Annotated in this window: 20 protein-coding genes and 1 pseudogene; 3 read left to right on the forward strand and 18 right to left on the reverse strand. The window is 42.2% G+C overall.

Going from position 1 to position 25,331, the window contains the following annotated elements; genetic code table 11:
* Positions 1–151: 151 nt before the first annotated feature.
* Positions 152–715, reverse strand: a complete 564-nt coding sequence (locus DCMF_RS14335) for an NADPH-dependent FMN reductase (RefSeq protein ID WP_148135051.1) — start codon at positions 713–715, stop codon at positions 152–154.
* A 213-nt stretch (positions 716–928) separates the two neighbouring features.
* Here DCMF_RS14335 and DCMF_RS14340 point away from each other — a divergent pair, with 213 nt between their 5' ends.
* Entirely contained in the window at positions 929–1,906 is a 978-nt protein-coding gene (locus DCMF_RS14340) for a DUF3231 family protein (protein ID WP_148135052.1), read from the forward strand.
* Positions 1,907–2,030: 124 nt separating this feature from the next.
* On the opposite strand, the gene DCMF_RS14345 is transcribed toward DCMF_RS14340, so the two are convergent.
* The 4 genes and pseudogenes from DCMF_RS14345 to DCMF_RS14355 all read right to left on the reverse strand — a co-directional run.
* On the reverse strand, positions 2,031–2,912 hold the full coding sequence (locus DCMF_RS14345; RefSeq protein ID WP_148135053.1) for a patatin-like phospholipase family protein: 882 nt from the start codon (positions 2,910–2,912) through the stop codon (positions 2,031–2,033).
* A 478-nt stretch (positions 2,913–3,390) separates the two neighbouring features.
* The gene (locus DCMF_RS14350) at positions 3,391–3,861 is read right to left on the reverse strand and encodes a TetR/AcrR family transcriptional regulator (RefSeq protein WP_418219653.1); all 471 of its coding nucleotides are present in this window, start codon (positions 3,859–3,861) and stop codon (positions 3,391–3,393) included.
* Positions 3,795–3,959: a hypothetical protein gene (locus DCMF_RS29690; protein ID WP_236860280.1), complete on the reverse strand. Its 165-nt coding sequence runs from the start codon at positions 3,957–3,959 to the stop codon at positions 3,795–3,797. The genes DCMF_RS14350 and DCMF_RS29690 overlap by 67 nt, the downstream gene beginning before the upstream one ends.
* Positions 3,960–4,315: 356 nt before the next feature.
* Positions 4,316–4,441, reverse strand: a pseudogene (locus DCMF_RS14355) (helix-turn-helix transcriptional regulator); the annotation flags it as partial.
* 323 nt (positions 4,442–4,764) lie between these two features.
* On the opposite strand from DCMF_RS14355, the gene DCMF_RS14360 reads away from it, so the two are divergent.
* Complete coding sequence (locus tag DCMF_RS14360) at positions 4,765–5,580, forward strand: alpha/beta fold hydrolase (protein WP_148135054.1); 816 nt, start codon at positions 4,765–4,767, stop codon at positions 5,578–5,580.
* 333 nt (positions 5,581–5,913) lie between these two features.
* Here the strand turns inward: DCMF_RS14360 and DCMF_RS30105 are convergent, their stop codons facing one another.
* Complete coding sequence (locus tag DCMF_RS30105) at positions 5,914–6,048, reverse strand: hypothetical protein (RefSeq protein WP_257790963.1); 135 nt, start codon at positions 6,046–6,048, stop codon at positions 5,914–5,916.
* Positions 6,049–6,071: 23 nt separating this feature from the next.
* Positions 6,072–10,256, reverse strand: coding sequence for an immunoglobulin-like domain-containing protein (locus DCMF_RS14365; RefSeq protein WP_148135055.1), 4,185 nt, complete (start codon positions 10,254–10,256; stop codon positions 6,072–6,074).
* 517 nt (positions 10,257–10,773) lie between these two features.
* Here DCMF_RS14365 and DCMF_RS14370 point away from each other — a divergent pair.
* Complete coding sequence (locus tag DCMF_RS14370; protein ID WP_148135056.1) at positions 10,774–11,544, forward strand: IclR family transcriptional regulator; 771 nt, start codon at positions 10,774–10,776, stop codon at positions 11,542–11,544.
* An 87-nt stretch (positions 11,545–11,631) separates the two neighbouring features.
* Here DCMF_RS14370 and DCMF_RS14375 read toward each other — a convergent pair whose 3' ends face one another.
* From DCMF_RS14375 to DCMF_RS14425, 11 genes are all read right to left on the reverse strand, one after another.
* Positions 11,632–12,318, reverse strand: a complete 687-nt coding sequence (locus tag DCMF_RS14375; RefSeq protein ID WP_214659346.1) for a hypothetical protein — start codon at positions 12,316–12,318, stop codon at positions 11,632–11,634.
* Between the two features lie 200 nt (positions 12,319–12,518).
* Positions 12,519–14,969, reverse strand: coding sequence for a copper amine oxidase N-terminal domain-containing protein (locus tag DCMF_RS14380; RefSeq protein WP_214659347.1), 2,451 nt, complete (start codon positions 14,967–14,969; stop codon positions 12,519–12,521).
* A 204-nt stretch (positions 14,970–15,173) separates the two neighbouring features.
* Positions 15,174–15,629 carry a hypothetical protein gene (locus tag DCMF_RS14385; protein ID WP_148135059.1) on the reverse strand — a complete coding sequence of 152 codons (456 nt, stop codon included), beginning with the start codon at positions 15,627–15,629 and terminating at the stop codon, positions 15,174–15,176.
* Between the two features lie 153 nt (positions 15,630–15,782).
* Entirely contained in the window at positions 15,783–17,129 is a 1,347-nt protein-coding gene (locus tag DCMF_RS14390) for a B12-binding domain-containing radical SAM protein (protein ID WP_148135060.1), read from the reverse strand.
* 96 nt (positions 17,130–17,225) lie between these two features.
* A complete protein-coding gene (locus DCMF_RS14395; RefSeq protein ID WP_148135061.1) occupies positions 17,226–17,438 on the reverse strand; it encodes a helix-turn-helix domain-containing protein in 213 nt (70 codons plus the stop codon).
* Positions 17,439–17,448: 10 nt separating this feature from the next.
* Positions 17,449–17,931, reverse strand: a complete 483-nt coding sequence (locus DCMF_RS14400; RefSeq protein ID WP_148135062.1) for a DUF2975 domain-containing protein — start codon at positions 17,929–17,931, stop codon at positions 17,449–17,451.
* Positions 17,932–18,243: 312 nt separating this feature from the next.
* On the reverse strand, positions 18,244–20,043 hold the full coding sequence (locus DCMF_RS14405) for a stalk domain-containing protein (protein ID WP_214659348.1): 1,800 nt from the start codon (positions 20,041–20,043) through the stop codon (positions 18,244–18,246).
* A gap of 122 nt (positions 20,044–20,165) precedes the next feature.
* Positions 20,166–20,456 carry an undecaprenyl-diphosphate phosphatase gene (locus DCMF_RS14410; protein ID WP_148135064.1) on the reverse strand — a complete coding sequence of 97 codons (291 nt, stop codon included), beginning with the start codon at positions 20,454–20,456 and terminating at the stop codon, positions 20,166–20,168.
* Positions 20,457–21,749, reverse strand: a complete 1,293-nt coding sequence (locus DCMF_RS14415) for a VTT domain-containing protein (protein ID WP_214659350.1) — start codon at positions 21,747–21,749, stop codon at positions 20,457–20,459.
* A gap of 2 nt (positions 21,750–21,751) precedes the next feature.
* The gene (locus DCMF_RS30500) at positions 21,752–21,886 is read right to left on the reverse strand and encodes an RNA polymerase sigma factor (protein WP_418219654.1); all 135 of its coding nucleotides are present in this window, start codon (positions 21,884–21,886) and stop codon (positions 21,752–21,754) included.
* A gap of 655 nt (positions 21,887–22,541) precedes the next feature.
* Positions 22,542–24,554, reverse strand: coding sequence for a C40 family peptidase (locus DCMF_RS14425; RefSeq protein ID WP_148135067.1), 2,013 nt, complete (start codon positions 24,552–24,554; stop codon positions 22,542–22,544).
* Between the last annotated feature and the right edge of the window lie 777 nt (positions 24,555–25,331).

Consider the following 25,331-nt stretch of genomic DNA (forward strand, 5'->3'; position numbering starts at 1 on the left):
TTAGACCATTCAAAATCCCTCTGAAGCATGAGATTTACAAAATATAAGTATGGCAGAAACAAAAGGACTTAAACCACGCGGGTTCAAGTCCTTTTGATTTTCGTATGAGAAGTTAGGTACAAAAGATGCTATTTTTTCAGTAAGTGCCCTACTATCGCTGCTCGTCTGCGATGAAACGAATAAACGCATCGGCCTGTTTCTCCAGAAAAGGCGCGCTTGTCGTCAGGGCAAGCCCGCCGTCTTTATCAAGTTGCTGAGCCACACTGGGAATAGTGAGCCGCGGAATGTTCATGATATGCATATCAAGAAAACTGAGCAGGGTAACGAGATGATCTTGTGCCAGCCCTGTCCCGGACATACCTGGAGTAACACCGCTGATAGCCGCCGGTTTTCCGGTAAGAACCTGCGGTTCTTCTTTGCTGATCGGACGTGAGAGCCAGTCAATGAGGTTTTTCAGGACACCCGGAAAATAGTGATTATATTCGGGCGTAAAAAACCAGACGCCATCGGCCGCTTTGATCTGATCGCGCACACGCCGCACCGCTTCCGGGGCAGGAAATTCGAGATCCTGATTCATGAACGGCACATCGGAATAATCAAGTATTTCAAATTCCGCCCGGTCACCGACGATGGCCTGAGCTGCTCTCGCCAGCTGCCTGTTGTATGAATCCTTCCGCAATGAACCAACAACAGCGATAATAAATGGTTTTTTCATCGCACTCAACTCCAATCATTTTAGTTTCACTCATTTTGCACTCAGTATATCATAAAAAAGCAATAAAAGTAACAGAACCTAGATCACGAGGGCTCAAGTTCTATATACAAAAATGATCGGTCTTTGCAAAAAAGCCATTTATATTTATTATGGCATAATATCCAGTTTTGAAGGAACAATAGTTTTATATGAAATCTCTTTGAGGAGGTCTTTATGAATTTTTCCCTTTTCAAGAACGCGTCAGGAGATAAAGAGAGTGTGGACATTGAAGAAGTCTTTAATATCTGGAGCCTATTACGCTCAAGGCATGAACAGGTCGAGACGATTCAACTGTTCCGGAATTTCGTCCACGACCGGGAATTAAGCGTTGCCATCAATGATAATCTAGGTAGGCTGGAGGATCAAATCAATATCCTCACTAAAGAGGCGACTAAATTAAATATTAAGCAGACGAGAAGGCCTCCTCAGGATGTGAAGACTTCAGTACAAGTAGAAGAGTTTACAGACCAATATATCTATCGATCCATATTTGGCGCTACCACGGAAGATTTATTTAGAATCAGCCGTGCTGTCCGAACCAGCACAACTAACGACCAGCTGCGAAGTATTTTTCGCCTTTTTTTGAAGAAACAGTTGGACAACTTCAACGACTTTCTGGAATACGGAAAAATGAAGGGATGGCATGAACCTGATCCCACCTTTAAATCAGCTAAGCCCGTTAAAGAAGAGCCCCTTAACGTTACTGAAGCTTACCATTTATGGGACCACATTAATTTAAGATATGACCAGCTTGAATTAACGAAGCTGTTTTATAATTTCGCTCATGATAAGGATCTTCGCATGTTAATGGATGCTGGTTTGCTGGTTCTTGACAATGAGGCTTCTAAACTGGAAAAGGAACTTACTACATATGAAATTCCTCTGCCCCAGAGACCGCCTGAGGCCTTTAAATCTCCGATTGATCCGGAAACCATTGAGGATGAATTTATCTATCGCACAATTTTCAGGGGAATTCAGGAGGCCATGGACCTGCATCTGAGGGCTGCTGTGGAATCAACCAGAAATGATTCTTTAAGAAGATTCTTTCATGGCTTTCTGGAGACGGAAATGGATTTATTTGATAAGTACCTAAAGTATGGGAAGATGAAAGGCTGGATCCACACTGCACCGTTTTATAATGAACCAACTTAAAGATTAATAGAACGTAGTAATGTGATGCTCATCGCCATATTTATTTTGCCTCGGGGGTCTTTATGACTGAACATAGGCAAAACTCGGATTGGCAAAAAAGAGAGTCGAGACTTATGGATTAAAGCTATTCAATGCATAGGAATTCTTTCCATCTTGATAAATCCCGTTTGCCTTGAGCATAACCCAATTCATAGCTTTCAGACAGCTTTTTGTAATTAATCTCACGATTAGATATCGGCATGACATCCGGATAGACAAGAAAGGCCTTGCCTTCATTCTCCATCTCTTCAAGTTCTTCAAGGGTTTGATTGTAAATAATATGCCGATTGAACATTGCTTCAATTACACGAGGATATTTATGATAATAAGCCTTAATGATTCCTTTGAATTTTATCGGATTTTTTCTGTATCCTTTCGGACGGGTTAAGACAACAAAAAACTTCTTCACTCCATCCCTTTTGGCAATATCAAGAGCAATCCCGCCACCCAGACCGCCGTCTACAAAATAATGGTCTCCAAAATACGTAGGAGGCATAAATATAGGCATTGATGACGAGGCTCGAACAATTTTCATCAAGTCCTGCATGTTATGAATATCTTCTTTCGTATAATATATCATTTCTCCGCTGCTCCGTTCAAAAGCACCAATACGAAGTTGCGCCGGGTTTGCCGTAAATGTATCAAAATCTAAGGGAAGTGAAGCATCAGGGTAAGACGTTTCTTCATAGATATACTGAGAGCGGAAAAACCCCTCTCCCTTAAAAAATGATTTCCACCCGCCAAAATTAGGATCCAATACCAGGTCTACAAAGGAGCGCCTAGAACGTTTAATATCCCTGGACAAGTAATTGACGCTGTGGCTCGAGCCTGCGGAAATCCCTGCAACATAATCAAAATATATCTCATTTTCCAGCAGTGTATTTAAAAAGCCTGCTGTATAACTGGCTCTCATGCCGCCCCCTTCAAAAATCAGGGCTGTGTCTTTAATATTATTAATAAGCTTCATATATTTTTCACCTTCTTTAATAAGGATTTACACAAAAGTTCATGAATTGAGAAAGAATCGCATCTGTTGGACAGAAGCGGAATAAATGCCCCGGCACGTTGGAATACCCATTTAATATCTTGGTAGCGACTAAAAGTGTCCTTTAATACCATATTAATAAAGATTCTTGTAGTTTCGACAAAAAACTCAAAGATTGGTATTGAAAGGTCTTCATTCACTCCTTCGAAATTATTATAAGGTTTTGCTGGATGGACTGCGACAATTTATTTTAACCTTTTTTAATACTTCTATGACAATTTTAAAGAGACATTGAATTAATTGGTAACAGTTTTACTATTTGAGCAACCAGATAAATTCAGTACCAAAGTCAATAAAATAAAGAGCAATAAAAACTTTTTCATATTTATGCCGTCCTTCCTCATTAGTTAATAAATAAATATTTATTTATTAATGGAGAAATTTTTTTATCTCAAAGCATTCAGCAAATTTCAGTAATTCTTTTCGTTTCCTCCTTTGTAAATTTCTTATTTTTGTCTTCATCCAATGATAAAGCTATATTTCTATAAGGAATTGTAAATAGAACCAAAGCTACCTCCTTAGCAGTGACTTCTGGATTAAATTCTTTCTTTTTTCCAGCCAAATTAATAAAGCTCTGTGAGATTTCAATGATTTCCTTGTAATTTTCCTTTTTTTCAATTAAGGGTACTTTTACATCAAGGGCAACTGCAGTAATAAAATTTGCTCGTATGGGATCAAGATTGGCTTGTTCATGAAGAAATTGTACATATTCATAAATAGCCTCATAAGCATTAACTGCCGTATCAATTTTTGATAAAAAGTTTTTTTTCATATCCTCAACAATGGATTCCACTAATTGTTGCACTAATTCCTCCTTATTATTGTAATACCGGTATAAATAGCCTGGTGATACTCCTGCTTTTTCACTGATAAGGCAATTGACATCCTCCCATAACCATGTTCGACTAAAGCCTCCATCGTTGCTCTTTTTATGTTTTCCATTTTCTCAGGTTCAGCAATTCTTGCCATAAAAATAGCCTCACTTACAAATCTATTAATAAATAAATATTTATTTATTAAATTTACCTTTTGTATTAAATGTCAACAATTAATTTTGGGCAATTTTTGGGATATAATTTTGCGTCTACCCTGTTAAAAAAGCCAACCAAAATCCTTTATTATTAATAATTTGGAACTCTATATTCGGCTGATAATAAATTACAGGTAAAGCTGTTTTTATTTATATGTGACAAAAAAACATATCTTTTTGAAGATAATTTTTATATCTCTATCTCCATCTGCATACGAACACATACACTAGGTCTGCAAGTACCACAGTTGTCAATCGATACACCAAAAAATTGCGTCAGATCATACGCAAGCTAAATCGAAGGATCAAACTTGCCTGTTTCTATCGCGTTGACCGCCTGGCGTGAAACTCCCACGTGCTCTCCCAGTTCTTTTTGTGTTAGACCGCGCTCTTCCCGAAAGCGCTTTACATTGTTTTTCACTGTATTACCCCACAATTGTGTCAAGTATACCTTATATAAAGCACAGCAGAATGGTTGTTTGAATCAAGTATACCTGACACTGAAGCAATAGTACAATTCGAGGCGTTATCAATAACCCCGTTCCTTTGACACTCCAATGCGGCCGGAGTCAGTAAAATGCGTATGCGGTGGTTGCTCAAAAAAATTAATTATTTGGAAGTGCACCATAGCTTAAATAATTTGAAAAGCGTCTTGACAACAGGGTGCACTACAAAGCGCAAACCTTCACATATGAATTCTCATGTGAATATACTGTATATTAAACTTAAAAGGGAGGAATTTACATGGGATTTTTTATTGGCGTTGAACGGAATGTAAAAATCTATGTGGAAGATATAAACCCGTCAGGCAACAAAACAATCCTGTTTATTCACGGATGGCCGGGTAACCATAATTTATTTGAATACCAGTTTAACCAATTGCCCAAAGTGGGGTATAGGTGCATAGGAATAGACTGCCGGGGGTTCGGTTTATCAGATAGGCCCTGGACCGGTTACGATTATAACCGTTTATCAGATGATATCCGGAGTGTGGTCCATGCGCTCAGATTAAAGAATTTTATTCTTGGAGGACATTCAACAGGAGGTGCGATTTGTGTCCGGTACATGGCCAGGCATAACGGTTACGGAGTATCAAAGCTTGCTCTTTTTGCTGCTGCGGCACCAAGTCTTATCCAGCGCCCGTATTTTCCATATGGTCTTCAAAAACAAGCTGTAATTAACATCATACAAGGTATATATACTGATCGGCCCAAAGCATTAAGAGATTTTGGAAATATGATTTTCTATAATCCTGTTAGTAAGCCACTATCATATTGGATTTTCCAATTGGGTCTGCAAGCGGCCAGTTGGTCTACTGCGGCTATTGCAAATACATGGCTAGGTGAAGAAGGCTTATTTTACGACCTGAAAACAATTAAGGTTCCGACTCTGATCCTTCACGGTATCAATGACCAAGTATGCCTATACCCGTTAGCTGTTTCACAGAAGAATAGTATAAAAAATTCTAAGCTTGTGCCCTTTGAAGCATGTGGTCATTTCCTATTCTACGACCAGCGTGAAAGATTCAACTCAGAATTAATACAGTTTATTGAAGAATAAAATCAATATAGAATTCGATAACGTAAAATAAGTTCTTACTTGCAAAAGGGCATCTCTTGGTGTACATATTCCGTCTTATCCGAAGGCATACGGGTTCTTTCGCAAATTTGGGTATTATTAAGAAGGCTGTCACAGGAACGGGTCCGTTGACATAGGCCATCTTCCTACTAATTTATCCTTTCATGTCAGTGGACCTGTCCCCATGACATACCCATGACATATATAAACAAAACAACTTAAACACACCGTAAACATACGCGCGTTTTTTATAGTAGCCGTCTTTAGTCAGGGGTCTTACTTCAACGTCTTTGATGGTTTGACTACGGCAAATAATCAGTGTGTAATATCCTCCCAGTCCAGGATGTCATCGAAGCCGGCGCCGTCGAAACCCAAACCGCTCGTCGTCAGGATATCTTCCATTTCAAATACAATGATTTCCATCTCCGGCTTTTCATAAGCCTTTTTCATCGCATACTCCCCCCTTTCCGCAATTACAGGTCTTGCAGCCCGGCAACCGTTACCGTCCACACCGGAGTGAACGCCGTTACCGTTCCCTTTTGGGAAAAGGCCCGCACATGGAGCGGGACGCCGGCTTCGCCGGCGGGAATACCGGTAACCGTGCAGGCGATGATATAGGTTCCTCCGCTGTCCTTAGCCGTAACGGTAATACCCTCTCTCGTCACCGAATCGTACACGGTACTTGTCGACCTCACCTGTTCGGAAGGGACATTGTCTATCGTCGGCACTTGCTCGTATTTGGAGAAGACAAAGCCGACGGCGTCCGCATCCAGGTCGTCAAGGGTGCCGATAAAACGGATATCAAAGGTATCGTCCCCCTGCGGGATCAGCTGCGCGCCGCGATAGGTGACCAGACAGCCCCCATTGTCGTAGATCAGGATAATCCGCACGCCGGAAGTGGTCTCCCCTGCTGTTACGTTCACCCCGCCGGCGCTGCCGCCGTTATAGCCGGCTTTCGCTGCCGTCACGGTATAGCCCGTCCCCTGGGGCACATTGGCAATGGTAAAGACACCGTTGCTGCCGGTGGTGGCCGAGTAAGCGACGCCCCCCGCCGTTACGCTCACGGCAGCACCCTCCACCGGGCCCGCGCTATCCGTGACCGTGCCGGTAATGGCGCCGGTGGCGCCTGCCGAGGCGATGACGATCAGGGTAAATTGTTTTTGACGGGCGGTCCCGCCCGGATAACTGATTGTGGCGGTCAGGACAACGTTCTTGTTTGCATTGGCCGGCCTGGTTACCGCGCCGTTATTGGCCACGGTTTCGGTGTCAGAAGAGGCCCAGGCAATGGTACTGCCATGGGCGCCGCTTAAGGGCAGCGTCAGGTCTCGGGTCACCCTGCCGGCGCTGTCACCCTCGGTATAAGCTATCGCAAGGGCGTCCCTGTCCAGACCGATCACGGTATTGGCGGCGGCGATTTCTTCCGCAGTCCGGGACTGCCATTGCAGAATTGGGTAAGTGTAATCCTCAATCATTCTCCATGTACCCGAGTCCCTGGCAAAATCCCAACCGGTGAAGGTGCCCCGCCGTTTCATGTCCGCAGTGGTTTCAGGAGTCCTTCCTATGCCGGAGTCGCTTTTACCCGAGGTCTCTTGGTCATAGTAACAATGCTGAAGCGACCCGCCGTTAACAAACCCTATCAGGCCGCCGGCGTAATAGCCGCCGCTCACGTGACCGGTACTGTAGCAGTTGCTGAGGGAGGAGCTCTGCCTATCGTTAAAACCAATCAGGCCGCCCACGGAGCCCCCGCCGCTACCGGTGACGCTACCCGTGCTGTAGCAGTTGCTGACCAGAAGACCACTGTTGAAAGCGATCAATCCTCCGCAATCCACCCCGTACATCCCGGCCATCCCGGCCACAACATTGCTGCCGCTATAGCTGCCGGTAACGGTTCCGCCGTTATAACCGCACAGCCCGCCGGCTTTGCCGCCGGAGCTGACATTCCCGGCGCTGCTGCAATTGTTGATCGTTCCATTGCTGGTGCCGACGAGGCCGCCGGCAAATTGGGCCGTAGAAACGTTGACATTGCCCGAGATGGAACAGTTGTCGATGCTTCCCTCATTTTGCCCGGCCAGGCCACCGACATAGGCCTCGGCGACATCCGAAGCAATGACGGCATTGGTCAGCTTGATGTTCTCCAGCGCCGCGCCGCTTGCCACATAGCCGAACAACCCGGCGTACCGGAGCGTGCTGTTATGGAGCGTGAGATTGCTTATGGCATAACCGTCGCCGTCGAAAGTCCCGCTGAACCCGCTGCCCTCGCCTGTGCCGATCGGCGCCCAGCCGGCACCGCCGTTATAACCGGCGCCTCCTGCAGCAAGATAAGGAGACAGGTCAATATCGTCGACCAGAATGTAGTGGGCCCCCAGGTCGTTGCGAACGAGATCCAATTGGGCAGCGGTCGCTATTTGCCAGGGATCGTCCGCTGTGCCGCTTCCGCCCCTCTCCGCCAGGCCGTAGGTGGTAACCGTCATGGCCGTGCTTGAAGCTGACGCCATATGGGTAGCCGTTTCCTTGATTCTGGCTGTAAAGGTATATTCCGTCTCCGGGGTCAGGCCGGTGAAGATGTTGCCGTCCTGCCAGTTACCGTCGTTTATTCGGAATTCAAGGGCGAGGTTGACCGTCAGCGTCACACGGTTGAAGGTCTTGCGCTGAAGCTCCGGTGCAGGGGGAGCTTCCGGTCCGTCGGCCTTGACGGCGGCGGCTGTCGGCGTGCTGGTCACACTACCCGCGGCGTGGATGCCGTCGGCCGTCACGGTCACGGTGATGATCCGGCCGATATCCGCCGCCTCCAGGGTGTAAGTACTGTTTGCCGCACCGGGGATATCCGTCCCGTCCCGCTGCCACCGGTAGGCAAGCACATTGCCTTCGGCACTGGGTTCATAGGTAAGACCGCTGATGTTTACCGTCAATTCCATGCCAAACCTGGCGGTGCCGTCGATGGTTACGCTTCCGCCCATCTGCGGCGCCGGATCAGTGGTGACGCTGAGCGCCCCGCTTTCCGCCGAGGCCAAGTGTGTCGCCGTCTCCTTGATGCGGGTGGTGAACGTATACTGGGTGGCGGGAGTCAGTCCTGTAAACACATTGCTGTCCTGCCAGCTACCGCCGTTTACCCGGTATTCATACGCCGCGTTGGCCGCCAGGGTCACGCGGTTGTGATTTTTACTCAGGAGCTCCGGCGGCGCAGGCGCTTCAGGGCCATCCGCCTTGGCAGCCTTTAAGACCGTCACCGTAAAATCCCTGGTCCGACTTGTTCCGCCCGTCCGGCTCGCAGTGGCCCGCAGCGTCACGGCACGGTTGCCGTCGATTGGCCTGGTGACCGTCCCATCGACTGCTACTGTAGAAGGATCGTCCGAACTCCAGCCGATGGCCGTGCCATGGGCCCCGACCATAGGCAGCGCCAGGTTTTGGGTCACATTGTCCGCACTGTCGCCCTCGGCATAGGTTATTTCCAGCGCGGCCAGGTCCAGATCGATCAGGGCGTTGCTCTCCTCAGGTGTCTCAGTCTGCCATTGGAGCACGGGATATGTGTAGCCCTCAATGATTCTCCAGATCCCTGTTTCCGCCGTGAAATCCCAGCCGTTAAATGTGTTTTGCCGCTTCATTTGAGCCACAGTTTTGCACTCGCCTTTGTCTCTGTCGGTCCGCCCGGTGGTCTCGCCATAATAGGAGTTCACGACGCTGCCACCGGTGTTTATCTGCCCCACAAGACCCCCTGCTAGTCTAGATGCCGTGACGAGTCCTGTGGCGTAGCAGTTTGTAATGGTGCATGTTCTGGGCGGAGGAGAGATAATAATGACGGATACCAGCCCACCGGCGTATTGGCCGTTTGTCCCGCTTGACCCGGTTGCCGTCACCGTGCCGGTGGCATAGCAGTCCCAGATGGCGCACATCGTTGCCTCTCCCACCAAACCGCCGGCATGGTGTACCGACCTAACATTTACAGCGGCATAAGAGGCCCCGATGGATCCGTCCTTTAAAGCTAAAGTGGAGCCGGTGGCATATCCGACAAGCCCGCCGGTACTTGCTATCACACTACTTTCTTTCCCGGTCACACCGCCTGTCGCATAGCAGCCGGTGATAGCGCCTCCGACCAGGTATCCAGCCAATCCGCCAACATTTGCTTTACCGGTCACGTCGACCCCAGGCAGCCCCAGGTCCTTGATGACGCCGGAGTGCTGCTCGTCAGCATACTGTACATATCCGAACAGGCCGGTGTTATCCTGGCCGGGCCGGTTGATAAAGAGGCCGGCGATCGTCTTGTTGTTGCCGTCAAAAGTGCCGGTAAAACTGCTTGTCTTTGATGAGCCGATAGGCTCCCAGCCGCTGCCGGCGTTATAACCGTCTCCGCCGGGTGACAGGTAGGCGGTCAGGTCGAGGTCCGCTGTCAGGATGAAATTCCCACTCAGGTGGTTGCGCACGTTGTTCAACTGCACCGCAGTGGCGACCTGCCATGGGTCTTCTGCCGTGCCGCTCCCCCCGGAAAATTCTCCGTCCGCCGCCCAAACCATGGGTCTGCCCATCGGCAGCAGCATCAAGGCCAGGACGAGACTCATCGCCAACAAAAGCATTCTATTTCTTATTTTCTTTGTTACTTCAAAATTAATTTTTATTTTTTCCTCAGGGCCTTTCCACTTTATTGGCATATTTGCTTTACTCATCCTTCCACTCCCCTCTCACATCCGTAATCATCGGCAACTCTCTTGCCGTCCTGGCCGAACTTTGTGCCAGCATCATTCCCGGCTGGTAAGATTATAAACAAAGATCGCATATTTCACATGTGACTAAAATCATATCTTTTTAAAAATGACGGAGCCATGCAGGTAAACCCGCATGGCATCTATTTTGGATTAAATTATTGGGAAGTTAGGTCAAAAAAAATCGTTACAACAGTTTTTAAAAAGAACCATCCCAAACTAATCATTTGAGATGGTCCATAAGGGGATCTTTTGATGGATAACCATCAAAAGCTGCGCACGATTATCATCAAGATTTTTAATTTTTATCTTTAGGGGACAGCAATAAGTAATATTTGATAATATCGAATCAATTTGATATTATCATTATAATACGAATTGTTTTTTTGTCAATTAGCCCATATAGCCTGATTTCTATTCTTTTTGTTAAAAATGTTGTAATATTATGCTTAGAACCTTGTTGAACTTATAGGAGGTAAAAATGAGTCAAAACCCCAAACTTATACAGTCGGTCCAAAGGGCAATTGATATTATGGAATGTTTTGATTACAATAAAAAAGAGCTCTCTCTAAGTGAAATAAGTGAGATTTTAAATCTCAATGCAAGTACGGTACATGGGATTTTACTTACCCTACAGGTAAATGGATATATAGAAAAAATACCGGAGAAAAGCAAATATAAACTGGGCACCAAACTCCTTGAAAAAGGAACTCTGGTCCTCGAGGACCTTGATATCAGAGAAATTGTCCGTCCTTATCTGAAATTACTTACCAATAAATATAAGGAAACCTCCAATTTTTGTCTTTATCAATTCGGTAACCTTTACATTATTGAGAAGATAGAATCCCCTCTTTCATTTTTTGCGATGACGTCAAAGATTGGCCTCAAGATACCTTTGCATGCCTCGGCATCGGGAAAGCTAATCCTAGCTAACCTAAATCAAAAAGACTTGAATGAAGTCCTAAAGAAAATAAAACTTATCAGATATACCGAAAACACCTTAAGCGATATAAATACAATCAAGGAAGTTCTGGAAAAGGTGAGAATTCAGGGGTATGCCCTCGAAAATGAAGAAGTTGAATTAGGCTTATATACAATTGCCGCTCCCATATTTAATCATAAAGGTGAGATTCTGGGTACAATCAGTGTATTAGGCCCAACTGTGCGTATAAGGGAAAATGAAGATATGATTATTGCAGATTTAATACTATACAGCAAAAAAATTTCCAAAGAATTCGGTTGTAATCCTTAAATTACAATCAAAGTCTCCTCTGTTATACCAGTGCTGTTCGTTATAAATTCCTTGGTATCATTCAATGTCTCCCCGAGGCGGAATCAGCTACTTCTCGGATGCCGTATCCAATAAAACCGGATCCCATTTTTCCACAGACATCATCTGCCCATCCTTGAAAATCCAGCGTTGATAAAATGGCTGATATTCTCCGTTTGATTTTAACCCGCGGTTTTTTATCACAATACTTCCCGGCTTACACATACTGTCATCCAATGATCCAATAGCAACCTCATAATGGTCCCATTGCAGCCTTTTCAGTTTATGATCATCAGGATCAAATAAATAAGCGCCGTAATAATTCCCCATGGAGCCTCCGCCCCATTGTAATGTAATAAGCACGGGCGTTTTTGCCCCGACATTATAAATGCCGACAACGCTCATGATGCCTGATTTTTCATCAATGAGAATATTTTTCTCAGCAGATTCAACTTTTAGAGAACCGCCCTGCTCAAATAATGACACAGGAGTCGGCCATGGTGGAGCGATGATGGTTTCATTTTTACCGTCTCCGGTTAAATCTGCCGACCAAACAGACTGAAGGCTATCGATCTGGGACTGTAACGACTTCTTTTCATTTTGCAATTGTTCAATCTGTTGTTGTAATTTTGGGAGTTCATCCCGATTTGCCAGTAGTTCTTTAGAGGAATTTTCTGTAGGTCTTAAACTGCTGCAAGAAGAAAATAATAACACGAATATCAAAACGGTTGTGACCATAATACTCTTTCTTATCAAAGTTTTCACCCCATAAAAATCTATGTAAAAATACCCTATATAATGTAAAAAAGGGAGCCATATTAAAAATAAGCCTGTCTAAATATTCTAATCAAAGCACGGCATCAAAAGGAAGCATAACCTTTCCAAACAGAAAATTTATGCTCCTTGCAACATTTCTTTGCACCAATATTTACGTTATGATTTGTCTTAAAAAGAAACTAATCTATATACACCTTACTGATTCTGCTTCCCTCAGTCGTAGAAATATTTTGATAATCATATTCCAATTTATTCTTAAAACCAAATTTCTCGCAAATAAAGCGCAGAGGTACCATCACTTCCCCATCCATTAGGATTACAGGGGAACTCATCTCAACTACTTCATTATTGACGCTGGCCTTGTTGCTGTTAACGGTCATTTCGGCTTCCAGATTACCTCTTTTTAAGGTGAGTACCCCATTTTTCTGATCAAACTCAAATTCCAACCCTATCTGACCGGCAGTTTGCTTAATGGGAATCAGCAAGCTGCCATTTTGCATAACGGGATAAACCGCAGATTTGATCTCCTGATTGTGATAAAACATTTTTGCTTTTGTCTTTGTAACGGCTACAGGATATTCGGTCCGATAGGTATATTCCCAATCAACCCCCTCCATTGAGACGGTAATGTTATAATATTTTTTTAACTGTGCCGAATATTCCTTTGCTGTAGACTGATAAACAAAAAAGCTCTTGTTTTTTAAACTCTCGGAAAGCTTAAGCACCGAGTTGTCCATAATCAGGCAATAACCTTTTGTCCCATCATTAAAAACCGGTTCGGCATACTTATAATTTTCGGCAAAGGGAAACAAAAGGGCATCTATTTCACCTTGCTTAAAGGTCTTCTGGTAAGCATCTTCAATTTGCTTAATTTCCCCGGTCATTTCATTTTGATCAATGGGATTAAGGTGGTTCATCTGGGTATTCGGATAAGGGTTTTTCCCCAAAAGTTTCACCTGATCAGTTTTCGTGTCTAGTACATAAATGTTGTTTTGATCAAAAAGATATACTTTATTTTCACCAGCTGAATAATATTGAATATTCGATACCTGAATTGTTTTAACGATTTTGGCCCCTGATACCTTATATATGTTGTTTTCGGTGATTAAATAGGTATTATTACCGTAAGTTACAGCCGAGAGTGCCTCTTTTAAAATAGTATTAAAGCAGTCTGCCGGCAATTTAATCTTTTCCTGCTTCTCGCTATTATTAGCAGTATTTTGGGTCTTGATCACAAAGATAGATTCTTTTTTCTCCCCTGTTTTAATATTTTCTATGAAAAATGTTTGGCGCAGCTGTCCGGTTAGGGATGTGCCCAGGTATTTTCTGGGATAGGGTATGGAACTTGCTATTTCCCCACCCTGGTATATCGTCAAGTTTTCCATCGTCTCTTGGATTCCCATATTCAAACCCTTACCATTAATCAGCGGACTTTCACTTAAACCATGAGAAACATTTTCTATTTTTTCAAACTTAAATTCTTTCGTAGGATAGTTATATCTGTATCTATAGACAGGAGCCTTCGAATAATCATAAACATTACCTGCCGGGGGCTCGAAGCGATATACGTTTTCTACCTCAAAAACAAATTCATCCCCGGTGACAGAATTAAATTGCAGAGAATCGCCTTCTTGAAATATTCCCCCATTTTCCTCAACTATTTTTTTCTGGGCATCGTTATATAGTGCTTTATAGGGCTCTTCCATCTGACCCGTTTTAAGATCAAGTATTTCCAGAATGTTTTTTTCATTTGATTTCAGGACCACATAATCGTGATTAGCAAATACTATTCCCGGCTCCTTGATGTTAATGGGATATTTTTTGGATTGTAATGAAGGCAGACTATATACCGCTAATTGTCCGCCCTGCGCTGCAACTACCTGATCTTCTCCAAGGTAGGCAGGCAGTACCCCTCCTCCTCCATAGGATCCATTCGACCAATAATTAACCAGCTTGTCCCCTCTAATTAATATGGAATGGCCATGAAAACCCAGGTGGGGCTCACCGTAGGACTCAATGACGGAAATTAACTTAGAATCATGATCGGAACGCCGGGAAACAGTAAAATAAACCACATCATCCATAAAATCTTTTAAACTTGTGAGGAATGTAATTTTTTTATTTTGGGTTGACAGCAGATAAAATTTGCCTTCCATAACAAAAAACACATCTTCCCCATCGGAAACAGTCCGAACAAACCGGTAAAAATTATCGTCATTACCAGTAAATATAGCCCCGTTCGGATAGGCTAAAGATACCTGCTTTCCGGCTTGATCTACGATTTTTATCCCATTACCGGAAAAATTGGCCAATCCAGATCTAGTGTATTCAACTAATTTTATTGGTTTAGCCTTAGTTTCGGAATCCGGCAAAACAGTGACGTAATTATCCCCTTCATTTAAAGAAATCATCGGGACTTCATTGTACAGATCTTTCATAATTATTTTCTTTTTACTGTTACCTTCTTCGAGAAAATATTGCTTCCAACCAACTAATGTGCTTGTTTTATTATCTAGAATTTTTGGCTCAATCAATTCATTAGCATGTACTGCTGTTGTTGAAATATTGAGGATCAATAACGAAATAAATAGTATCATGATCTTTCTCATGTCTAGCAATCTCTTATACAACACAGCCATCCCCCTACCGCTTATTTATTCTATTAATTCTATATATTTTAGACCCTTTATAGGGGAAAAAGTTCCATATGATTCGTAAAATCTTGGGGGTAAGATATAAGAGATGGCATATCTAAATGCTTAGAATTGTACCTCTTCCAAAGCAAAATTTTATTTGCAGTTCTTCGGTCTTGAGTAAAGAAAATTATTTAAAAATCACGATAATCCTTCATAATGCTTATTCTTTAGAACTTGTAGTAACCATTCTAAAATGATTCCAAAGAGGATCGATAGAATAGAGTTAACGATCATGGTACTTTGGTCTTCCTGCATCAATGGCTCTATGTGGAAAGCTGTCACCCAAGCCCTGATCGCAAACCAGACCATAGCTCCATAGATTGCCCCGCGGAGCAAATTGTACTTTGTTCTTAAATAAGGAATAACGAATATATAAATCAATCCAACTGAGATGCTAAAAACAATCTCGAAAAAAAAGGAATATATTTGTTCAATTAGGCCATGGGGGTGCCTCCCTGTTGCTATAATATTCGCATAATCCCAAAATGATTTTCCAGTAATATTCAATAAGTTGTGAAATAATAAATCAGGAGTATTTTTAATGAGTCCGGCTATTGCACCGGCGATTACTCCGTCTATAAACTTATCGTCCAAAATTATTCATCCCTTTATCATTATTTTAGACATATCATTAAAAACTAAAAAACCCTTGTTTAACGAACGGGAATTCTTTAATAATTCCTTAGCTATTATTTGCAAAAACGCAATTTATATTTATCTGGCAGAAGGGTTTAATATCCCCGCTGCTTAATCAATGCCATAGGACAATCTTCGCGCTAATTTGCCGCAATAATTCATCAAGCCGAAGCCCGCAATTTTTGATGCTATCTTCCCGAATTTACGATAGACAAAATTGAATAACAGATAAGGGACTCTTTGGTTCCGGTCATCGGGGAGTCTTTTTATGATATTTTTAATTGAATAGAAGTCCTCATATATTTTCAGATAACCTTCATAAAGTTGTTGCTGAGTCATTTTATTGGGTGAGAAAACTGCGTAAGATGTGTTATAGTGGGTTGGTTCATGATCAATAATGCGGCCTTCGGATTTCAATCTTTGATAAATCTTTGTTCCCGGGTACGGAGTCAAAATATGAGCTGTCATTGTCTCTATTTTATTTCTAACAAGCCAATTCAACGTCTCCTCAAATACGGTATGTTCATCATCATCAAACCCAAATACTAAACTGGCATTGACCATTATGCCTCTGGAGTGTATCTCCTGGATTAGCTTTTCGTAACTATCGATATTGTTTTGGTATTTACTTACGCTTTCAATGGAAGCTTTATTAATCGTCTCAAAGCCAATGAATAGGCTTTCACATCCTGCGTCCTTCATTTCATCTAAAAGGTCGGGGTGCTGAACTAAGTTAGCTGAAACTGCTGCATGCCATTTCAGAGAAAGCGGCTTAATTTGCCTTAGGAATTCCTTCGTCCAGCCAATATTTCCAATAAAATTGTCGTCAATAAACATGACCTGCTTAGTTCTCAAAGCTTGGACTTCTTCAATAACGTGTTCAATGGGGCGATTCCTAAACTTGTTATGCACGTATTCACAACTGTTATAACAGAACTCGCATCGAAAGGGGCATCCCCTGCTAGTTACGACAACGTTGGTATACAAATACTTAGATTTGTCGATTAAACTCCATTTGGGCATAGGAGTATTGGCTAGATTAGTGGGCTTTTCATGATAATATTTCTTTTTTAAATCGCCAGTTTGGGCATCTGCTAAAACTTGTTCCCATAACTCCTCCGCTTCCCCCATGCAAACTGAGTCAGCGTAAGCTAAGGCCTCATCCGGATTGGCACTAACGTGAATCCCGCCTAAAATAACCTTAATTCCTTGCTTGCGGTAATGTTTCGAGATCTCGTAGGCGCGTTGTGAGGTATCCACATTTACGCTAATTCCAACCAAATCAGGCTTGTCCTCTAAATTCAATTTTCCGACGTTTTCATCTTCTATATACACTTCATGTTCATTAGGAGTTAACGCAGCTAATATTAATAAGGCCATAGAAGGTGACATACCCCTTTTAAACTCAGAGTCCATCGGCCTTAATGTCATTTTGGGGGAGATCAATTTTATTTTCATATATACCTCCGAATATATTGTCATAGTAATGAGCGCTGGGGTTAAGGGAAATGCCTAGCCAGGTAAGCAGGAAGGTTTTGTCCTCCGCGTTTTAAGCTATTTGTTTTCTCTTTTATATTCTAAAATATCTCCAGGCTGACATTCTAAAGCCTTACAAATCGCCTCTAGAGTTGATAATCGAATCGCTTTTGCCTTTCCATTTTTCAATATTGAAAGGTTAGCCATTGTTATTCCAACCCTCTCTGCAAGTTCTGTCACGCTCATTTTCCTTTTAGCCAACATCACATCAATATTGATTATAAGTGCCATGTTATTCACCTCAGACCGTTAAGTCATTTTCAGATTTTATATCTATGACATTTTTTAATAGCTTTTGAAGAACAGCAGCAAAAACTGCAACCGCCATTGAAGCAAAGATCATGATCATTCCGATTAGTATGATACCCGGGGCGTCATCTGCCTCTCCCATGAGATAGAAGAGTGGCATGCCTGCCACATATAAGATACTGATTGTAATTGCACAGTTTTTTATAGTCTTTAAAGCCTTTACAGATAATTCCGAGAACGCCTTGTTCTTGTCAATATAGCTTAAAAGTTTAAAAGCTTGATACAGAGCAAAGTAAAAAGGTATCGCCGTTGCGTACAAATCGACGAAAACGAGATATTTCATATAAGCCCAATCTGGAAACAATTCTGCTGTATAATTCGCTATCTCCGGCACCAAAAATATGCACAAAGCAAGAACGGGAAAACCCATAAGAATAACAGCTAACTTTAAAAAAAATGTTGAAGCTCGTTCCATAAAAAACACCTCACTTATTTATTGTCAATTTGATTCTAGCACGTACTTTATCGTTTTACAATAAATTATTATCGATATTAAATATATTATTATTGTTATTTTTTCTAATTTTAGACAAGGATCCTTCGAGGATGGGTAAGATTTCTGCCCTAGGAGGGTACATCTCTCACCGAAAGGGTGCAAAAAACAGAAAAAACACCGCTTAATGCCGTGCTCATTTAGGTCTAGAACGCCGAAAACTCCTTGTATCAAGGAGTTTTCATTGTATCAATATTTAGCAAAAAGCCCCAAATCCGGCCCCTACTATTTATTTCACTTGGCTAAATACACCTCGGCCGAACCCCGCTTATTATATAAAATACCTCCGGCGGTATTGATATACCCTTGAACAAAGCCGTCGGCGATTTTGGCGGCCTTCCCTCCGCTGATTTTAAATATTCCCGCCTCATAAGATTTGTTGATAAAATAACTGCCGGATTTATTGATCAATATATCGTCCGTTACGATATCGCTGAGTTTTTCCCCGGCTTCCGTTACCGCATTAAGATGATACAGCCCGGCCTCGCCAGAGACCGTATAATAAACCTGACTGCCGTAAACCTTGATCATACCAAGGTTTTTATCCGCCAAGACCCTGGCGTTATTACCGTCGAAGTCCGACTTCATCAGTTTTCTGCTGGTATATTCCTGATAAATGATACCGTCGGTAACCAGCCAGAACTTACTCACCTCTATGGGCAGAATCGTTTGTGTATTATCTGCGGTATCGATTTTCACCACATTCCTGTTGTCTTTTTCCGCCTTCTCCTCATAAAGCATGGAATATATACAGTTATCCTTGACCGCCAGGCCTTCCATATCGGTGGAAACGCCGAGAGAAGTAAAGTTTACCGTTACCGTCCTGACGAGATCATAGGTATAGCCATCCAGCGCGATATCGGCCGCCGGCTCATCCTTTGCCAGGTCAAGATAATATAAATTATTTTCCGTCATCCCCATACTATCCAGGCTGGTATAATATAGCTTGGTACCAACCTGTGCTATAGATGATAACAAATTAGGATCGCCAACATGAACCAAGCTATTATTTATCAGGCGGTAAATCGTATCGCCGCCCATCGTCCCATCTCCACTATGTAGTACAACAAAAGTATCCTGGCCCAAACGGATAACACCACCAAACCAGCCCTCGTTATCCAAAGACCAGCTGACATTATCTGCGGATAAGGAACAAACCTCCACCGAGCTGTTGGTGGCAAAGTCCAGCCGGTAAAGCTTTGTTTCCGCCCCGATCCTTGTCGGGTAGTAAAGGCTGTCGCCTACTACGCTGTTGCCTTCAATGCCGTAAGGCATACTGATTTTAGGATCTCCCGCCAAATTAATTTTGCTGGCCTTCCCGTTTTTATAATAATACAACTCCCTAACATAATTATCTTTCGCGTCATAATAAGTCCTTAAAGCATAGTATCCGTCATGATAAACGGCGATCGGATCGGGCTTGGCATCAACATCCTTGCCACAGGCGCTTAATTGGTTTTTCGCCTTGGCCGCCACCTCCTTCGTTTTAGCACTGGACAGATCAATGGGAACCTGGCTGATGATCACCATACCGTCTAACCAGCACACTTCCCGGTTTATTGCCTCGCCTATGGCCCGAAGGGGCAATACGATCCTGTTTCCGATCACCTGCGCCGGCACATCTAAAGCGATGTTCTTCCCGTTTACCTGCATTGTCTTACTGCCGGCGGTAATAACCACTTTATACTTAGGTTCATAGCTTGTTGTCAAAATAACAGTATCCGGCTTAGCAGCATCCCAATAAGTATTCCAATAAACAGCATTCTCCAGATCCGTTAAAACATCGACGACCAAACGGATGGGAACCATCACCCGGTCGTTGATATTGCAATTCTTATAATCTGCGCTGTTATCATAGGCCAACAACTTGCCGTTCACAAAAGCATACCCTTTAAAATCAAAGGGCAGGAGCGTGCTTTCCATAAAAGCATTATCCAGGGAAACTGGTTGTTCGTTTACATCCTCCCCTAAAACGGGGACACAAATTAAAATAAGTAATAATACCAATACCAGACCGCCGCATTTTTTCAACATTCTTATAAATCCCCTTTCCTTGTACCAAATACAGCCCCATTTCATAATCAAAACCCCTGGTTTCTTCTGGAAGTAATACAAATAATAGACTCTGATTACCCCCATTTAGTTCCATAAGCAGGCTATATTACTATCTTTTTACTATACTTATCAGTAAGATAGCGCACAATACCAAAACCGGTTAACACAAGGGCAGTAAGTAAAATCTGTTCCCAAAATACCTTTTCAACAAGATCGTCAAGCAAAACTCCAAATAATGCCCCGGGTATAGTTGCAATTGCAATAAACCAGAGAGATTTCCCCTCTTTGGTAAAAGGTCTGGATAGGCCTTTTATGATGATATCAAGAAAATCATGCCAGAAATATACCAGTACTGCCAAAAGTGTCCCAAGATGTAAAACGACATCAATAATCTACATTTCTGCGGAATCCCTTAATAGACGAAAAACCTCTAAAAGAATGATATTCAAACTGAGCCATACTCCCCCAAACACATAACCGGAGACAACATCACTGGGATACTGAGTGTGAAAGAATATTTGGCTCAGTCCAACAAGCAGTGAAACCATAAAAAAGAGAATGGGTCCGACTCTTTTAACCCAGATATTCTTACTATGGCGTACTAACAAAAAGGTAACAAAACCATAAGTAGCAATAACCATCAAAGTTTCACCACTGGGAAATGTATTAATAAGTTCGGCTACCAAATCCAACTCCTTTGGTCCGAAAATTCCAAACACAAGTTTTAATCCGATCTCAAAAAGTTGTCCTCCCGCGACTACTATCAGAATAAACGCGATCTCTATCATCCGATCCTTTCCCTTTATGACAACCCATAACAAGCCTAGAATAATTACCCCCACAAATATCTTTGGGGCAATTAAGAAACCAAAAAGTTTCATCACAGGAGACCATCGTTGGCTAAAAATTAAATCTGTTAAAAGTATCACGATATTATTAAATAGTTGGAATTCATTCGCTAGATAATCTTGAATCAACCCCAACATGAGAAAGAAGAGAATGATAAAAACAGCTGAAGTACTAGCAATTAAAAATTTTACCCGTCCAAGAGAATGAAAGCTCTCAAATGCTCTTTGTAAGATTATTAATGTACTCTCAACAATCTTGGCCTTATAGAACCGATATAAATAAATTGCAACCAAGACTGCTACTAAAATAAGACTTCCGACCAGGAGGTATTTCTTAACGGTATCATGAAAGTGTTCCCATCGGGGTCCTAGTATTTTCCCTAATGAAACAAAGGTACCGGCCCATAAAATGGCACCTGCATATGCAAAAACAGCAAATTTGCGAAAGGAGATTCTCGTGATTCCCGAAAAATATCCGGTAACGTGCCTCACTCCTGGTATGTAATATGCCAGGGCCAATATTCTATTTCCATACCTGCTAAACCATAAGGATGTCTTCTCAAGTTTCTCGGGCCCCACGTGAACATAGTGACCATAGCGCTTAAGAAACGGAGAACCTACCCGATAACCAATCAAATATGATAAAGTTATTCCTGTACATGCGCCTGCTGCCGAGACAAATATGCTTGGAAACCAAGCCAATTGCCCTTGAAATACCAGATAACCTGCATAGCTCATAAGGACTTCCCCTGGCAGCGGAAACGCAATAAGTTCCAACATTAGTGCTGTGAATAAAACAAGATATCCATAGTGATTTACTAAATTTGTTAAATCCATTTTCATCCCTCAATACCATTAGAATCAATTTGATAGTAAACGGTAATAAAAGCTTCCTGTACCATTTCTTCCGCATCTCGATCGTCCCCGATTATTCCATATGCTATTTTAAAAGCGTATTGATGATAATTCTTCATTACCTGTTCAAAAGTCTCTTTAGAACCTTGTTTAAATCTTTGGATCAACTCAAATATCTAACAACTCCACTGGGGCAATCCCCCTGAGGCAAATTCTTGAATGCTTAGGATTGTTCCTCATGTCCTTTAATATGATTATTCTTCTTAGAGCTCCATGTTTTAATACAATTAATAATTATTGGTAAGACTGATACCAGAATTATAATAAGCACTACTATCGGAAAATTATTTTTAACAACTGGAATATTTCCAAAGAAAAAGCCACTTAATTTCTGTCCAAGGGGGGTGTATCTTTCAACGAAAGGGTCCAGAAAACAGAAAAGGCACCACTTGAAGTGATGCGTAATTTACCCTAAAACGCTGAGAACCCCTCGTATCAAGGAGTTTTCATTGTATCAAAGATTGAGTACCTATTTGAGATGATTAGGCTAAACTCAAATTTTGATACAGTTTAACGTAATGGTTTTTTTCTTCTCATTTCTCTAAACATTATCACACCTCATCTCCTGAATATTATTGATTTTAACATAGCAAGTTATCTAAAGTTAAAACAAGTAAAAAAAGCCAACAGAAATATCATAAAATATCTCCCATAGAATATTTTTGAAAATACTTTTTGAAATCCTATTGACAACGATTAGCTGGTCTTGTCCCCTTATTTTCGATTTTTTTCATATCGTCTTGCCCCAACATATCGTGGAGTCCAATAACTATCTGAGATATTCAGATCACGAATCGCTACACCTTCAGATTCTGTTACGATGATAAGCTGCCCATTTCCAATATATAGTCCTGGTAATAATACTTTGTCGGATCCTTCGAAGAATAGAACATCTCCAATATTTAAATTTTCCCTTTTTATTTCCTTTCCTAAAGCCCATTGTTGAAATGAATATCTTGGCAGATCTATGCCTGAACCTTTTTTCAAAACATATTGTATAAATCCGGTGTGATCAAAGCCTTCTATGGTATTTCCCCCTGCTAAGTAAGGTATCCCCAGGGTTTTATATGCTTCTTCAACTACTCTGGAATCCCGTCTCAAACTAAGGGAGTCGAAGCGCTTTACTTCTAAATAGCGATCCATCAAATATTGCCCCAAATAGCTGATTGTAGTCATTCCTTCGTCACCGGATGCATGAATGATATAATTGTTTCCCAGATAAATTGCAGCATGGCCTGTTTTCCCATCCTGCTCCCATTTTCCTTGAAAATAAATCACGTCTCCAGGGCGCTTGTTTTCAAAATCGATCGTTTCACCCACTTCAATCTGTTTATAAGTTATGCGAGGCAAATAAATGTTTTTGGCATCTCTAAAGACTGTCTGAACTAAGTAAGAGCAGTCAAAACCATCAAGTGTTTCTCCGCCTAACAAATAAGGAGTTCCTATATATTTCATTGCTTCCCGGACAATTGGATTCTCATGTTCCCGATAACTTTCAGGCTGAGAATAATATATATCTGCCTCCGTCAGTCGTTTTGCGCCTTTATATATTCCTGACCAATACGTGCTCTCAATATCCCTTTCCGCAACGCCTTCTGTTGTCTGAACGATAAATATACCATTTCCTTTATAAATGCCGGGTATAAGACTGCTTTCCTGGAAAAACACCAGGTCTCCGGCCTGAAGATTTTCTTTAGAAATGGCTTCGCCTATTTCATAGATTCTGTCGGAAAAGACAGATAGCTGTATGTCGAGAACATCTTTAAAAACATAACGTACAAAATTATTCGTATTAAAGCCTTCGCTTGGCGATTTTCCTGCTGAGTTATAGGGCGTTCCAAGCAGATCCATGGCCTTTTTTACTATTGGGTTGTTAACGGTGGTGGCTCCCTCAATAATATCCTTTGTAAACCTTCTTGCTCCCAGCAGCCTGGACTTCCAATAATCACTTGTTTCAAGATCTGCCACAGCAACCCCGTTAGTTGTAACGATAACAAAAATCCCATTGTCTATGTAAATTCCCGGTAGCCGTACACCGTTGCCTTGAAAGAATAGGACATCACCGGTTTCGAGATCAGCCGTATCTACTTCCAGACCTACTCGCCATTGTTCGTTTGATGTTCTTGGAAAATCCGGTTCGTATACTTCCCTAAAAACGTATTGTACAAGGCCTGAATGATCAAAGCCCCCTGGATCATTACCTCCAAGCTCATAAGGAGCCCCTACCAATTCCAAAGCTTTTACGGCCGCAGGATTTAATTTGTCAGCTATATTTGTATAGCGCCTTGCGCCTTTATACCGCTCCCTCCAATAGGAATCTTCTGCTATATTCCGTATTACTACACCTTCATCTGTCGTTACAACAATAATGATATCATCGCCTTTATATATTGCCGGTATTAGGCTGCTGCTTCCGGTAAAGAAAAGAACATCTCCAGGCTGTATTTCACTATGTTTTATAGGTTCACCCAGTTTCCATAACTGGGAAGGCGATCCGGGAAGGACTATACTCTCTCCCTCTCTAAATACATACTGAATAAACCCGGTGCTGTTAAACCCTTCCTCTGGTGTATTTCCTCCTTCTTTAAAAGGTTTGCCTATTAAATTTTCTGCATGTGAAACCGTCTGGATTTCAGTCTCATTATCATAACCGTAAGCTGGGACTACAAAAGTTAACATAATCCATAGGGCTAACCAGATGGCATTTAGTTTTTTTAACAGGTTCATTTTTTACCTCCTAACTTAGTCTTTCTGATGAATGCCATATTTTTACTTATTATAAAGGATATCTTCTTGTATTGCAGCAATGATCGTCTTCTTTTAATAATCTTTCATATTTTCGCAAAACATTTTCATGGTTTGGCATAATCTTGTTAATATTCACCGGTATCATTACCGGAAAAGGGGATGGCAGAATCTCTGGAGAGTCTGACTTTTGTCAGGTAATTAAAACACTGGCGAAAGGGGGACAAACATGGGGTTAAAAAAAGTTTGCTTGACTAAATGAAACTGGGATGCTCCACAGAATGTGCACCATCCCAGTTTTTATTGGCAAGTTAGGCGAATATAGATGCGAGGGCTTTTTCTTAGCAGGTTTAGTACCAGAAGGTATCAATATAACAGAGAAGTTTATCAAGTTGTAACCGGCGGAGGGGGAGCACCGTTAAGCGACGCATATTCCAGTAAAAAAGGGGTTATTGTCCCTCCAATTCCTGAATATCACTTTGTAGTTGTAAATGTTGAGGATGATCTTATTATGGTTCATGCCATTTCTCATGAAGAAAGGACCATAGACCAGTTTGCCTTATCCAAATAAAACAAAGCTTAAAAAACTTAAATCTCTCTTAGACTGAACAGAGCCCCTAAAAATGGACAGTGAAATAAAATACCCCCAAGGGGTGCATTTTGACTTGTGCGTTTTAGGGGTTCTGCGCCACGATGTGGTGCAAGAACAGAAAAAGCGCCGCTTTTAAACAGTGCCAATTTGCTCTAAAATGCCGAAAA

The organism is Candidatus Formimonas warabiya, assembly GCF_002777255.1.
Lineage (GTDB): Bacteria > Bacillota > Dehalobacteriia > Dehalobacteriales > Dehalobacteriaceae > Formimonas > Formimonas warabiya.